At 39.5% G+C, this 14,325-nt stretch carries 16 protein-coding genes; 6 read left to right on the plus strand and 10 right to left on the minus strand.

Translation table 11 applies throughout. The features are described from left to right. The first annotated feature begins 35 nt into the window (after window positions 1-35). The gene (locus J2746_RS10875; protein WP_209620552.1) at window positions 36-1,517 is read left to right on the plus strand and encodes a dihydropteroate synthase-like protein; all 1,482 of its coding nucleotides are present in this window, start codon (window positions 36-38) and stop codon (window positions 1,515-1,517) included. Here J2746_RS10875 and J2746_RS10880 read toward each other — a convergent pair. Continuing rightward, window positions 1,514-2,404 (minus strand): alpha/beta fold hydrolase, encoded by an 891-nt coding sequence (locus tag J2746_RS10880; protein WP_209620555.1) that lies wholly within the window; start codon window positions 2,402-2,404, stop codon window positions 1,514-1,516. The genes J2746_RS10875 and J2746_RS10880 overlap by 4 nt on opposite strands. Window positions 2,405-2,597: 193 nt before the next feature. Between J2746_RS10880 and J2746_RS10885 the strand changes: the two genes are divergently transcribed. The 3 genes from J2746_RS10885 to J2746_RS10895 all read left to right on the plus strand — a co-directional run bounded on the left by J2746_RS10885 (window position 2,598) and on the right by J2746_RS10895 (window position 5,794). Continuing rightward, complete coding sequence (locus tag J2746_RS10885; protein ID WP_209620557.1) at window positions 2,598-4,073, plus strand: hybrid sensor histidine kinase/response regulator; 1,476 nt, start codon at window positions 2,598-2,600, stop codon at window positions 4,071-4,073. 193 nt (window positions 4,074-4,266) lie between these two features. Beyond that, on the plus strand, window positions 4,267-5,229 hold the full coding sequence (gene mch, locus J2746_RS10890; RefSeq protein WP_209620559.1) for a methenyltetrahydromethanopterin cyclohydrolase: 963 nt from the start codon (window positions 4,267-4,269) through the stop codon (window positions 5,227-5,229). 91 nt (window positions 5,230-5,320) lie between these two features. Next, window positions 5,321-5,794, plus strand: coding sequence for a DUF2124 domain-containing protein (locus J2746_RS10895; RefSeq protein WP_209620561.1), 474 nt, complete (start codon window positions 5,321-5,323; stop codon window positions 5,792-5,794). A 145-nt stretch (window positions 5,795-5,939) separates the two neighbouring features. Here J2746_RS10895 and J2746_RS14900 read toward each other — a convergent pair whose 3' ends face one another. After that, window positions 5,940-6,071, minus strand: a complete 132-nt coding sequence (locus J2746_RS14900; RefSeq protein ID WP_280921238.1) for a hypothetical protein — start codon at window positions 6,069-6,071, stop codon at window positions 5,940-5,942. Beyond that, window positions 6,052-7,116, minus strand: coding sequence for a class I SAM-dependent methyltransferase (locus tag J2746_RS10900; RefSeq protein WP_245250108.1), 1,065 nt, complete (start codon window positions 7,114-7,116; stop codon window positions 6,052-6,054). The genes J2746_RS14900 and J2746_RS10900 overlap by 20 nt, the downstream gene beginning before the upstream one ends. An 87-nt stretch (window positions 7,117-7,203) precedes the next feature. On the opposite strand from J2746_RS10900, the gene msvR reads away from it, so the two are divergent. Then, window positions 7,204-7,944 carry a transcriptional factor MsvR gene (gene msvR, locus J2746_RS10905; protein ID WP_209620562.1) on the plus strand — a complete coding sequence of 247 codons (741 nt, stop codon included), beginning with the start codon at window positions 7,204-7,206 and terminating at the stop codon, window positions 7,942-7,944. A gap of 24 nt (window positions 7,945-7,968) precedes the next feature. Here the strand turns inward: msvR and J2746_RS10910 are convergent, their stop codons facing one another. The 7 genes from J2746_RS10910 to tnpA form a co-directional block, all read right to left on the minus strand. Continuing rightward, complete coding sequence (locus J2746_RS10910) at window positions 7,969-8,655, minus strand: DUF2110 family protein (protein ID WP_209620564.1); 687 nt, start codon at window positions 8,653-8,655, stop codon at window positions 7,969-7,971. A gap of 16 nt (window positions 8,656-8,671) precedes the next feature. After that, the gene (locus J2746_RS10915; RefSeq protein WP_209620565.1) at window positions 8,672-9,253 is read right to left on the minus strand and encodes a MarR family transcriptional regulator; all 582 of its coding nucleotides are present in this window, start codon (window positions 9,251-9,253) and stop codon (window positions 8,672-8,674) included. 109 nt (window positions 9,254-9,362) lie between these two features. Further along, a complete protein-coding gene (locus tag J2746_RS10920) occupies window positions 9,363-10,514 on the minus strand; it encodes a tRNA (guanine(10)-N(2))-dimethyltransferase (protein WP_209620567.1) in 1,152 nt (383 codons plus the stop codon). A gap of 22 nt (window positions 10,515-10,536) precedes the next feature. Beyond that, window positions 10,537-11,022, minus strand: a complete 486-nt coding sequence (locus tag J2746_RS10925) for a cupredoxin domain-containing protein (RefSeq protein WP_209620569.1) — start codon at window positions 11,020-11,022, stop codon at window positions 10,537-10,539. A 33-nt stretch (window positions 11,023-11,055) separates the two neighbouring features. After that, the gene (locus tag J2746_RS10930; protein ID WP_209620571.1) at window positions 11,056-11,721 is read right to left on the minus strand and encodes a metallophosphoesterase family protein; all 666 of its coding nucleotides are present in this window, start codon (window positions 11,719-11,721) and stop codon (window positions 11,056-11,058) included. A 40-nt stretch (window positions 11,722-11,761) separates the two neighbouring features. Then, window positions 11,762-12,544, minus strand: coding sequence for a TIGR00266 family protein (locus J2746_RS10935; protein ID WP_209620574.1), 783 nt, complete (start codon window positions 12,542-12,544; stop codon window positions 11,762-11,764). A 101-nt stretch (window positions 12,545-12,645) separates the two neighbouring features. Beyond that, window positions 12,646-13,062, minus strand: coding sequence for an IS200/IS605 family transposase (gene tnpA, locus J2746_RS10940; protein ID WP_209620575.1), 417 nt, complete (start codon window positions 13,060-13,062; stop codon window positions 12,646-12,648). 53 nt (window positions 13,063-13,115) lie between these two features. On the opposite strand from tnpA, the gene J2746_RS10945 reads away from it, so the two are divergent. Then, the gene (locus J2746_RS10945; protein WP_209620578.1) at window positions 13,116-14,252 is read left to right on the plus strand and encodes an RNA-guided endonuclease InsQ/TnpB family protein; all 1,137 of its coding nucleotides are present in this window, start codon (window positions 13,116-13,118) and stop codon (window positions 14,250-14,252) included. The last annotated feature ends 73 nt before the right edge of the window (window positions 14,253-14,325 follow it).

A 14,325-nucleotide genomic window follows, 5' to 3' on the forward strand; every position in this document is an offset into this window, starting at 1 on the left:
GATATTCTTTTTTACTTTCACTGCTATTTCCATTCATGAAAATACTGATAGCTACGGGCAGACTTGCTGAACAGACTGTAAGGGATGCGGTTGGTGACCGTGCCGATATACTTGTGGCTGACACTCAGATAGCCGCATTCATCACCCCTCGCAAACTGCTTAAAGCCATCAAAGACGATAGTTCAAATTTCGATTATGATCTGATATTTATATCAGGTCTTGTTTCCGGTAATTTTGAAAAGGCAGAAAAGGAATTAGACTGCAAGATACGACTTGGTCCTAAACATGCCTATGATCTTGATTTTATACTTCCATTCACAGAAACAATGGATTTCTCAACAGAGATCCCGGCCTGTGAGCTTCTGGCAGACGTAAGGCGTACTATGGCTATTGAAAAAATTGAAGAACTTGAGAATGCTGCCGATTGTCCACTGGAATTGCGAGGAATGAAGATTGGTGGCAGTTCCCGTATGAAGGTACTTGCAGAGGTTGTTGATGCCACAGGTCTTGACCCTGAAGCACTGGAACTTCGTATCCGTAGCTTTGAAATGAAAGGTGCCGATATGATCGACCTCGGTGCATCCCTGCATGCAGGTCCCTATGATGTGAAGCGAGCTATTAATATTGCACGCAGGACTACTGATCTTCCGTTAAGTATCGATACTCTTGATCCTGTACTCATCAGAGAAGCCCTCAATTGTGGCATTGATATGGTGCTCAGTCTTGATGGTAGCAATATTTCAGAGATTGCTTCTGAAATAGCAGCCCATGGGATTCCTGCTGTTGTGATACCTGATCAGGGCGGAGGCTACGACAGTCTGATGAAAAATATTGAACTTGCCCGCAAAGCAGGTGTTGAAAAATTAATTGCAGACCCTGTTCTTGATCCGATAGGTCATGGAATTGCCAGTTCTATTGTCGGGTACATGGAATTCCATGAAAAGAACCCTGATATCCCGGTTTTCTATGGAATAGGTAACGTTACAGAACTCATAGATGTGGATTCAACAGGCGTTAATGCAACTCTTTGTGGAATCGGTGCAGAGGTAGGTGCAAGCATTCTTTTCACTCCGGAATATAGTAATAAAACTCAGGGTTCCATTAATGAACTTAAAAGGGCATCCCAGATGATGATATTGGCAAAAGAGCGTGAAAGTTCGCCAAAGGATCTGGGAATCGACCTGATAGAAATCAAGGAAAAAAGAAGACGTACAGATTCTGTACTACCGGATCTTTTTGTCAATGCTGAGAAAAATAAGATGTGGACTGTTGACCCCAAAGGCAGCATCAGGATTAGCATAATTCCTGACCGTTTTGGACTGAAAGACGGAAGTATCCTTGCTGAACATGATAGTGTATCGATTGTCGGAAAAAATGCCAGGGAAGTTATGGATACTATTCTTAATATGGAATTGGTTTCAAGGATGGAGCATGCGGCTTATCTTGGACAGGAACTCAAAAAAGCGGAACTTGCCCTGAAGCTTGGAAGAAGTTATGCTCAGGACGATGAGTTTTAAGATTGAGAACTTGAATGTTTATTTTTTTGGGCAAGCATTTTAATAGCCTTAACAATCTCATCAGGCTTCTCTTCCGAAACAAAATGCCCGGCATCGGAAAAACGTATAATTTTTGCATCAGGGAATGTCTGTATCCATCTGTTCAGTTCTTTCTCCCTGAAAGCAATATCTTTCATTCCCCACGCAATGAGAATGTTTTTGTCTCTTAATGTTTCATGTCTGTCCCATAAAGTCCTGAGCCATTCCGATGAACCGGTTATTTCTTTTGGAAATACCCAGCATCCTTTTCTTTCTTCCGGACTGTTCCAGGGCATTAGATAATGTTTATGAATTTCAGGTGTAAGTCTTTTTTTGTCTCCAAAAGTTGATCTAACGATATTGTTTGCAAAGAAATTGTAGTTTTTGATGAGCCATTTGCCTATGGGTCCACCAACGAATTTACTGAAAGCCTGATAATACCAGTCAGAGCTTACAGACCAGAGCCATGTATTGGTAATTACTATGTTCCTGATACGATCAGGATGATCCATTGCATAGGAAAGTCCGATCGGTCCGCCCCAATCTCCAAATACAAGCGTAATTTCATGCAGATCTAAAGACTCAAGGACGCTATCCAGATTTTTTGCGTGATCCCTGGGTAAATATGAAAAATCCTTTGTTTTGTCAGATAATCCAAATCCTATGTGATCTGCTGCAATACATCTATGTGTTTCAGAAAGGTTTTTTATGAGGTTTCTAAATTCAAAAGACCATGATGGATTACCATGTATGAACACCACAGGATTGCCCTTTCCCTCATCAACATAATGCATGTTGCCTGCATCTGTTCTGAAAAAGTGAGATTTAAAAGGATATTCCTCTCTGTTTAACCATTCAGGATATTCCATATAAAGCCATTAATTTTTCCTGTTTAAAGTTTTTTTGTTTATTAGTATTCAATTGTGATTCTAAATTCTGCCTTTTCTGTGGTGAACAATTATTTACAAAAATCTAAATTTTTTTTATTTTTCTCAGGGTGCTGGAATAACATAGAAATAATTAGTCATCTTTATATAAATGCACAATTATATTGTGAGTTAGATGACAACTTCGAAGTATAAGATTCTCATTGTTGATGATGAACCGCTGAATGTGGAATTATTATCTGTTTATCTTGGGGACGATTATGATATTGTGACTTCCTATAACGGAAAAGATGCTCTTGAAAAAGTCAAAGATGAGTGCCCCGATCTGATGCTTCTGGATGTAATGATGCCTGAAATGGATGGGTATGATGTATGTCGTGTGATACGCAACGAGTTCAATATGGATTTCATGCCAATTATCATGGTAACTGCTCTGACCGACAAAGCAGACCATCAGCGTGGAATCGAAGCTGGTGCAGATGATTTTCTCAAAAAACCCGTAGGAAAGTTCGAACTTGAAAAGAAGATTGATTCTCTTCTAAGGATAAAACAGCATCATGACAATCTGTTAACCGAGAAGAACAAGGCATATTATTATCTGGACTATGTAGGAATTTTAGTAGCTGTTCTTGACCTTGATTTTAAAGTAACAACGATAAATAAGAAAGGTTCTGATTTTCTTGGATACACTCCTGATAAAATAGTTGGCAAGGAATGGATAGAGGAATTTATTCCGCGTGATTATGTAAGTGAGATCAGATCTCATTATGATGGTATTGTTTCTGGTGATGTTAAGCCCTATGAATACAGTGAGTTCCCTGTTATCATAAGTACGGGTGAGGAACGCCTGTTCAGATGGTATGATTCACCATTGAAAGATGATTTTGGCAATAATGTTGGTGTTCTGATCTCCGGAGAAGACATAACTGAGATCAGAGAGGCTGAAAAACAGCTAAAGGAGTATGCTGACCAGCTGGAGCGCTCAAACGATCTCAAAGATCTGTTTACAGATGTCATGAGGCATGATCTGCTTAATCCTGCAGGTCTTATTAAATCATTTGTCGATCTGCTTATCGAAATTGAAACGGATGACAGAAAAAAAGATCTTCTGAACAACGTAAATGAAGCAACTGAAAAGCTTGTGTCCATGATAGAAGATGCTGCCCAGCTTGCCAAACTGGAATCTGTTGATGATATCAGTTTTGTTAAGGTCAATCTGAATTCAATGATTGAAGATGTAGTTAGTGAGTTTACTCATAGTGCAAGGGAAAAAAGTATCAATATCAATTTGAAGATGGATGAGGATTGTTATGCCGTTGCAAATCCCATGATAGAAAGAGTTTTTGTAAACCTGCTATCCAACTCAATAAAGTACAGTCCAGATGGAAGTACCATTACAATAAATGTTATGGATATCGAAGACAAGTGGCGAATAAGTTTTACTGACCAGGGCGATGGTATACCAAATGAAAGTAAGGCTTCTGTTTTTGAACGCTTCAAGAGGCTCCATAAGGAAAATATACGGGGCACAGGCATTGGTCTTGCTATTGTCAAAAGAATTATGGATCTTCACATGGAGGTCATTGATGTTGATGACAACCCTGAAGGACAGGGTAGTGTATTCTGGATGACGCTGAAAAAACATTTATGATTATAGTCTTTTATTTTTGACTTGCTATTATGGAAAATATCAATCACAACTTTCATATCATATATTTTCATATTAGCCAGCAGTGAGTGATACCATAGGTAGCTAATTGAGCGTATTTATTGCCTGAAAAGACGGTAAATATATATGTTCCAGTGCCTAATGTCACCCGATTAACAGGTTAAGAGTGATAAACGTGATAAGTGTCAACGAAAAGGGATTAGCTATAATCGATGAAATGCTTGACTGGGAAGAAGAACTGAAAGTCGAGTCCATGGAACTTGAGAACGGCGCTACCGTCATTGACTGTGGTGTGAATATAGAAGGTGGTTATGATGCAGGTATGTATCTGTCCCGTCTCTGTCTTGCAGATCTTGCAGACATCAGCTACACCAAGTTCGATCTGGATGGTCTTCCGGTACCAGCTATTCAGGTAGCAACAGACCATCCAACTGTCGCATGTATGGCATCCCAATACGCAGGCTGGAGAATTGCAGTCGGTAAATATTTCGGTATGGGTTCAGGTCCTGCAAGGGCACTGGGTCTTAAGCCAAAAGAATTGTATGAAGAAATAGGCTACAAGGATGACTCAGAATTCGCTGTTCTTGTAATGGAATCAAGTGCATTACCAAATGAAGAGGTTGTCGAATACATTGCAAAGCACTGCAGTGTCGACCCTGAGAACGTTTACATTGCTGTAGCACCAACAGCATCAATTGCAGGAAGTGTACAGATCTCAGCACGTATAGTCGAGACCGGTATCCACAAGCTTGAGTCAATTGGCTACGATATCAACACAATCAAGAGTGGTTTCGGTGTTGCTCCTATCGCACCAGTAGTCGGTGATGACACAAAGTGCATGGGTTCAACCAATGACTGTATCATCTACTGTGGTGAGACTTACTACACCGTTGAGTACGGAGATGTCGAGAAGCTTGAAGAGCTTGTCAAGAAGGCTCCGTCCACAACCTCAAGGGACTTCGGTAAACCATTCTACACAACCTTCAAGGAAGCAGAGTTTGACTTCTTCAAGGTTGACGCAGGAATGTTCGCACCAGCCAAGATAACAGTGAATGATGTCAAGAGTAAGAAGTCATTCACAAGCGGAAGGATTAACCCTGGTATTCTCCTGGAATCCTTCGGCATAAAAGAGGTCTGAACTTAAGACTCAGACTTATATCTCTGACATACTCAAATAATACCGATACAACCTTAAAGGTTGTATTACTTTTTTCCTTTTGGAGATAGTAATGGATATCATAAGTACTTCAAAAGGTATCGGTGGACAGCTTACAGAATTCAGGAAACTTGTAAAAGATTCAAAAAGGATCACTTTTATCGGTACTGTTGGTTTTTGCACACCATTTGCCGAGCTTATGGCATTTGTCATGAGAGGAACAGACAAGGAGATGGTTTTCCTCCCTAATCTGCGTTCAGATGAAGCACGTAAGATAGTCTCATCATCGCATGGTATGCAACTTGGTGCTACAACAGACCCTGCTGCAGATACTGTTGTTCTTCTCGGAGGGCTCGCAATGCCAAAGATAGGCGTTGATCCTGCAAAGATGAAAGAGCTTGTTGATGAACTGCTGAAAGATGCTGAACAAAAGCTGATAATAGGTGTCTGCTTCCAGTCAATGCTCATAGGCTGCAATTGGCCTGACTTGATAGATTTCGATTACATCATTGATGCAGATATGACAAACGAGATCAAAAAACTATAAACTAATTTTATAAATGGAGCGTAAAACCCCTTGGTCTTTAGCCAAGGGGATGTAAGCGTCCAATAACGAAACAACATTTAAATAATATTGTGTTCTTTTAAGTATATATAGTTACGAAAACCAAGTGACTATAACTTCAACTAATTCAAACACCGTTGGGACAACGGGAAGGGCCTGTGGAGTTGTTCTCATGAGAGAAAGCGAAGAAGCAGGAAGCCACGAAGTCTTTAGCTTCGAGGTAGTTCACTTCTTTAGCTTTAAGAGATCCTGGCGTCAACAACCACATGCCAGACGCCCGGAGAATATTTTTTGATTTTACGACAATCCAGTATTTCAAAAGTTCTTCCGGCTTTCAGAGCTGCATTTTCTATTCTCTTGATTGGTCTTGAGAATACCTGACTTTCAGGTGTGGTTTCATGATAATGGATAACTCCACCTTCTGGTTTCAGTGCAGCAATTCCTGAGTCAAGATAATGATGTGTGGTGTTCACATATCCCATCAGAACCCTGTCAGCGACTCCCTTTGGTGCCAGTTCCGCACAATCTCCATTTCGTGCTTCAACAATGTGTTCCACTTTGTTCAGGGCTATGTTCTTTTTCAGGTATCCGCAGGATTCAGGATTGATCTCAATTGCAATGATCTTCTCAGGTTTTGCGTGAACTGCCATGGGAATCGTAAAATAACCGATTCCTGCAAACATGTCGACTATTGTCTCATGCATACCGATCTTGCTCATAAGCTTTTTCTCGTGAAGATTACCTTTGGAGAACATCACTTTCGTAACATCCAGCTTAAATAGGCAACCATGTTCTTTGTTAATGGTTTCCGTGTTATTTCCAATAAGGATCTCTCTTTTCGGTAGTCTGAACTGACCGCTGATCCCCAGGTCACGCACAACTGTATTGCATGAAGGGTACATTCTGAGCAAAGTTTCAGCAATCATTAATTTAAGATGATCTATGGAGGGGTCTATTGTGACAATTATGACTTTTCCGATAATATGCCATCCGGACGGGAGTTTCTCAAGTTCATCTGCGGAAATATCATCTCTTAGTGTATCTTCCAGAGATTGCCATTTTTTGTAAAATTCAGGAGATTCCTGAATATATGTTTTAAAACCTTCAATGTTCTCTGTTACTGGTATCTCAAGCAAAAGCTGGCCTTTGTCAATGACTTTTATCTTGCGCTCTTGATCAAGTCTCCCTGAGTCTGCCAGTTCAATTCTCACTTTTTCTGCATTTTTTATTGGTACGCGGATACATTTTCTCATTTTTATCAGGTTGTAAGCACTTTTTCTGTCATCTGGTGAATTATAATCCATAACACAAATCAAGGCTTTAAATACTGTTTATAACTCATTCGTTTCATAGCGAACATTTAAATACATTGTCGTTTTATTCATAATTGCATGAACAACGGAGACAACACAGCTATTTTTTCCACTGATATTGGAGTTATTGCTCTTAATGGTTCTGTAAAGATTAAAATACTTGACTTTCTCAAATCCGGTTGTAAATCTTTTGATGAGATAGTGCACCACACTGGAAAGGCCAAATCTACCATTTCTGTTCATCTGAATGATCTGAAAAGCCAGAATCTCCTTGAAGAAACAATTGATCCAAGTGATAAAAGAAAAAAAGTCTATTTTCTGAGGTGTCAGTATGTGGCATGTTCCCAGGAACCGGGAATGAAACACTATACTGAAATGCTGGATCTTATAGCTTCTCCTGAAGTGCATTCATTTGGTTGTCTTAAATGTCTTTTTCATGCGGTACAATATGGTTTCAGGGCACATGGTGTCAATTGTGACCCCATCATGCGTAAGATAGGTAATGATGTTGGTAACAGTCTGTCGAGAAATATTGCTTCACATGAACCTGAAAGAATTCTGCAGGAAATGCTGGATTTCTGGGAAGAAAATGATATTGGGAGTTTTACAATCCTTGAAACTGATCCCATAAAGCTTGCTGTTCATAACTTTTTTGATTGCCGTTCCATTCCCATTAAGGAAAAGACATTATGCTCATTTGCCCAGGGTGTCTTTGAAGGTGTATTCAGGGCAAAAATGGGCGGGGAATGTGTAATGCAAATGATCGGTCAATGCGACGATAATTGCGATTCCTGCCTTTTCAAGATGATAAAATTATAGTTTTAACACTATTACTTACGAATACTAATTCGAAGTCCTAATAACTCCAAGCTCACCTTTTACCAGTTTTCCTATTGCAGCAACAATACCCGGCCCATCAGTATTTTCCCTGCATGTTATCATGTGTTCCATAAGCCCAAGTCTTTCAATTCCATAAATGTCCCTGGAATGGCCTGTTTTTTTGATTGCTGCTTTAAGTTCGGACCTTGTAACCGAATTTGCAATTACTCTATCCTGATCGGATTTCTTCCAGCTCCACCACTGGTCTGCCTGTTCTTTGGTAAAAACCCCTTCATTTTTATTTTCATCAGTGATTTTGATCTTTACAGGCATATGGCCTATTATTCCAAAACGGGTAGCTATCTGTTTTGCTGTTCCGTTTCCAAGAACAGTAAGATTTTTTCGGGGAAGAGTCACAAGAACTCCGACATCAACAACAATCTCCTCATCATGTATCTGTCGTATTAATCCGTGATAACTCTCATTATTTAAAAGTTCTTTAACAGGTGTTCCATATTTCTGTACAAGGAAATTGGAAGCAAACTCATTATCCTCTCCGGTAATATCAACAGTAAGCCAGTTATCATCACTTACCGAGAATTCAGCAGAAGCATCAAGCTCCTTAATTTCATTATTTATCAATACTTCAGCAGAATGAGTTGCTCTTTCCCTGTTGCCGTAGATCTTGATCAATAGTTTTGAAGTGACCATTTTATTATCCTTTCAGTTATTGTTTCATCACAAGGTCAAAGATATTCTGTATCTCTGTAAGCTTGTCCAGCCCCTCGTCATCAATGAGCTCTTCATTCTCTTCTATTGAATTTAAGAGTAACTGGATATCTCTGCTGAAAGGACCTATTTTCATTTTCATGACCTGCAATTCTGCGTTACTTTCCGAAAGATCGGCATATGTGGTCATTATTTGCTGATGCAGCCTGTCTATATGATCAAGGGTCACTTTTTTGTCTTCTTCTGACTCCATTGATTCCTGGTCACTGACTCCATCAATATCCTGGTCATGTGAATCTTCAGGTGATTCACCTTCTATTGCCATTATCAGATTTTTAAGAGCTTCCACAACCCTGTAACCGTGATCTGTAAGTTCCACATATTTAACACGTCCCTCAACAGAGAATTGAACAAGTCCGTATTCTTCCATTTTTGACAGTATTTTGGTTGTGTGAGCAAACGTGGAATTTATCTCTTTAGTGATCACCGATGCATAGGTTTTTTGAAAGGACCAAATAGCCAGAAGGGCAAGGGTTGGTTTTTCCTGCAAAAAAAGTTGTTCAGCATATTCTTTAGTCATACGATTTCCCCTCTAATATAGCGTTGAGTACCCTTGTTTTAAAAAACATCATAATACCTTGAATTATATATTATAATATATATCATTAAAATAAAAATACTATATATTTCTATCGGATATCAATGATGAGTCTCTCTACATCCGGTAGTTTTGCGTCCGTTTTAAATGAAGTACCACTGAAATGTGTCCTGGAAGCATTGAACCCATTTTTCCTGAGCTCAGTTATTAGTGTGTCGATAGCTGAGGCAGAAACTCCAAGTTTTTTACATATCAAGTGTTGATCATAGAACATTGGAATATCAAGTTCGTCCCGACAGAACTCAAGCATTTTGATAGACATTTCTTTAGTTCCGCAGTTTCTCATTTCCAGTTCTTCTATGGTCTCGTTACAGAATTGTGGATCATGTAATTCTCCAAGCCACAAAGGCCCTGCAATAGTATTTTTCTTTCCACATAGGCTGCATGTGTCATCAATGTGAACGGCAAGTCCGTATACAGCTTCCCGATGTCCGCATTCACAGTGGGAAATGAATCCAAGTTTTTTAAGCATCCTGTCTGCCTGTTTTGCCCCTCTTCTGATATTAAGATAAGACCGCACATAATGCCGTGTAGCGTGGGATAAAAGGGGAACCATGGCCTTATCATACATTGATAGTTCTCTTGCAATTTTGCCAAGAAGGATACGAACTCCCATTTCGCTATGATATTCGTTATTAAAAGGAACTGCTGCATATTTGCGTATTCCCGAGTTAAGATGTGCGCCACAAAGAGGTGCTGTATCGGTTGCTGTAACCTCCAGCAGATTTATCACTGAACGGGCTGCAGCCGCAAGGAACGGAGCAGGTGTACCAAAAGGGTCAAGGTCAACAATATTAAAATGCTTTTCATGGAGTAGTACATTGGCATTTTTATGGCTTGAAAATGTATGGTCACCAATATCTAGTTCCTCAATGTTTTGTTTTATAAGCTCAAAGGCGTCTTCGCTCCAGTCGTTCAGGGTGGTATGAATACCTATTTCATTGGATACTCTTAATCCCCTCACACCTGAAGCTGACAGTGCATCAACATAAGTGATTTTTTTCTCAGGGTCAGGTTCCATTCTTTTCAGAAAAGCAGACGTTGCAGCTATGGAGATATCACGGTTCATCTCCATAACAGGATTAAAAAAAACAGGTGCTGCAGAAGGAGCAAAATTAGCCCCTTCTTCAGGAACGGGAACCAGGACCTCTGTGTCTCCTTCTTTAACGGATCTTACTTTCATCCGGTTCCCTGAAGATACATTCTTATTTAACAATAATGGTTCCCTTCATGGCATCCCATGTTTTTACCTTGTAGGTATAGGTTCCACTCTCATTGAAAGTGTAAATGAAATTCCTTCTGTTCACTATGCTTGTATTTTCCCATAGACCTTCATTGCTTACAAGTGTAAAAGTTCTTACCGGGTCATTATCATTGAACCAGATAACAGTGTCTCCTTCATTTATAGTAAGGTTATGTGGTTGTACATTGAAGTTCCTCATGTATATTGTATATGTTTTTGGACCTTCTGATTCGATGACTTCCAGTTTCTCATCTTCTTCTTCAGTAATTGTTTCTTCAGAGGTAGCTTCTTCTTCTTCTGAAACATTTTCTGTGGTATCTGAAACAGTTTCATTCATTGAGTCGTTCATGGATGCATTCTCTTCTGTTGTGGTATCGGTGTCATCGACACACCCTGCCACTGTAAGAGAAAGCAATATCAGGAGTATAATCAATAATTTTCCCTTCATTGGATCACCTGCATTATAATATATTTCTGATGGTTAATTAACTTCTCTATCACTTTCTATAAGTTTGACATCTATATTCGTTTTATTATTTTCAATATCAATGTCAATAATAGCAGCAAATCCCAGAGCAGCCATTCCCGGATTAACTATTATCGTTTTACCGGATCTCTCTATACCTCTTGCTTCATGGATATGACCACAGATCATCAGGTCAGCTCTGTCCAGGAACACTTTAAGTGCTTTGCATCCTACATGTGTATATCCCACCATGTCAAGAACACCAAAAGGAGGTGTATGCGTAAGGGTTACAAGAACTTCGTTTGCTTCGACATTTTCAAGCATGTGGCTTACATTCTCTTCAAAATCACATTCCTGTATCTCAAAAGGAGTACAAAAGGGTGTGGGGTTCGATCCACCCATACCTATGAACCTTACACCATCAATAAAGATTGATCCTTTATGCAGGTTGATTGCATTTGAGTTCTCTACAACTTTGATTATGGATTCATGATCGCAGTTGCCGGGAACAGCTAGTATTTTCTGGCTGAACTTTTCAAATAGTTCCAGAGCTTTCTCATCAGGTCCGAAATTTGTAATGTCACCTGCTATTAGTACAACATCAACATCTCCTGCAATCCTTAGCAGTTCCTCTATCTTAGAGTAATTTCCATGTGGATCCGCAATAGCGAACAACCTCATTCTTTCAATATCTCCAGAGCATTTTACTACTTTATATCACTCAGAATGAGCGATCTCCACCAAGAATACTTCCAAGTGCGCTGCTTCCCAGACCAGCCACCCCTGAAGATTCTTCTCTCTGGCTTCCGGTCATATATCTTGATGCAGCAACGATCCTGTCAGCAAGGCGTGAGAATGGCAGACTCTGAAGATATATCTTTCCTGGACCTTTGAGAGTTGCAAGCACGAGTCCTTCACCACCGAAGAGCGCATTCTTGAATCCCCCTGCCCATGTAATATCATATCCCACGGTTTCTTCGAATGCAGTAAGACATCCGGTATCAACCCTGATTGTTTCTCCTGCTGCAAGGTCCCTTTCTACTATGGCACCACCTGCATGTACAAAAGCCATACCATTACCTTTTAGTCGCTGAAGTATGAAACCTTCACCACCAAAAAGTCCTGCTCCTATCTTTTTTGTGAAAGCCATTTCAATATCTATGCCATTTGCGGCACAAAGGAACGAATCTTTCTGGCAAAGGAAACTGCCACCGAATTTACTTAGATCAAGTGATATTATCTTTCCGGGATATGGGGCTCCGAATGCAACATATCCTTTTCCGTCTGCTTCGTGTACAAAACTTGTGATAAAGAAACTTTCACCTGTGACTGCACGTTTTAATCCTTTGAGTAAGCCGCCGCCGGTTGAGGTTTCCATTCTGATACCCGGACCCATATACATCATGGCTCCCGCTTCTGCCCTGACCGACTCTGCCGTATCAAGCTCGATCTCCACAAGCTGCATGTCGTCGCCAATAATCTTGTAGTCTATTTCATCTGCCACAAATATTCCTCTAATAAGTCTGTTTAATGTTCCTGAAGAACTTCTGATAGAGATTTGTGTTACCAGTATTTATCACCGTTGGAGTAAGAAGACCACCGAATTCATCCGGTGGATAAATTACGTCTCTTATTGGAACTACCGTCAATGTATCTCTTAATCGTTTCAGCTGATACCTGACCATGAGTACCAACATAATAGCTTGGCGACCAAAGATGATTACCCCAAAATTCTTTTTTTCGTAATTCTGGGAATTTCTGGAATACTCTCTTTGTAGTAACACCTTTCATAATTTTAACAATATCAGTAGGTGCTATGAATGGTGGTGCTGATATGAAAAGATGGATATGTTCAGGCATGACCTCAAGTTCAAGTATTTCCCATTCCTTAGAATCTGCTATTGTTCTTATCTGATCATCAAGAAACTCCTTTAACTCATCATTCATAACCTGTTTCCGGTATTTAGTGCACCATACAATATGATAATTAATTTCATATACAGCAGAACTCGAATATGACATATACTCATATAGTTACAAAAGATATTTAAACATTGTTGACCTATAGGTTTTCAATGCAGAAATCATATAAGTTTAGGTTATATCCTACAAAACAACAGGAAATGAATTTGAACAGAACACTTGATGTTTGTAGGCATATCTATAACGAATTTCTTGCAGATCGTAGAAATGCATACGAAAGATGCAATCAAGGATTATCCACTATAGAACAACTGTATCATGTTCAGTACCTTGAATTTGATACAGACGTACATTCTCAGGTAAAACAAGATGTAATCAGGAGATTAGGTAAATCATTTGAGACTTTTTTCAGACGATGTAAGAACGGAGAAGCAAAAGTAGGTTATCCTCGGTTCAAAGGCAAGAGACGATATAACAGTTTTACCTATCCCCAATCTGGTTTTAGTATCTCTGGAAAGAAGTTGAAGCTATCGAAGATTGGAGAGATCAAGATAGTTCAGCATCGAGAGATTGAAGGCAAGATCAAGACCTGTACTATTCGCAAAGATGGGAAACAATGGTATGTTACATTCTCTGTAGTCATTGAGAACAATGTTACACCTGTTGAACCTGTTACCTTTGTAGGTATTGACGTAGGACTCAATTCTCTGGTTACTTTGAGTGATGGTACTCAGATAAATCCTCCGAAATATTATCGCAATACGGAAGGCGAATTAAAAAGACAACAACGTAACCTTAGTCGTAAAAAGAAATTCTCTAACAATTGGAAGAAACAATGTGATAAGGTAAACACCTTACATCGTAAAATTCGCAGTCAGAGGAACGATTTTAACCATAAACTAAGCAGGGAACTCATTAATGCTTACGATTACATAGCTTTTGAAGACCTGAATGTAAAGAACATGGTTAAAAATTCAAGACTATCAAAGTCAATACATGATGCATCATGGAGTGATCTAATTCAAATCACAAAATACAAAGCGGAAGAAGCTGGTAAGTTTGTAGAATTAGTTAATCCATGTAATACGTCACAACTGTGTAGCAATTGTGGTCAAAAGGTAGAAAAATCATTAGCGGTAAGGACACACAACTGTCCTCACTGTGGATTAGTTCTTGACCGTGACCATAATGCCGCTATTAATATTCTCAATCGTGCTGTAGGAACTACAGTTAAAGCCTGTGGAATTGAGTCGTTGGATTCGATAATGAAGCAGGAAGCCACCCTATGAATAGGGTAGTAGTTCACCCTCTCACGTCTATAAATCATGTTATTTGAACAACTCAACTTGAATAGATTAATAT

The sequence above is a fragment of the Methanolobus bombayensis genome (assembly GCF_017873415.1).
GTDB classification, from domain to species: Archaea; Halobacteriota; Methanosarcinia; order Methanosarcinales; family Methanosarcinaceae; genus Methanolobus; species Methanolobus bombayensis.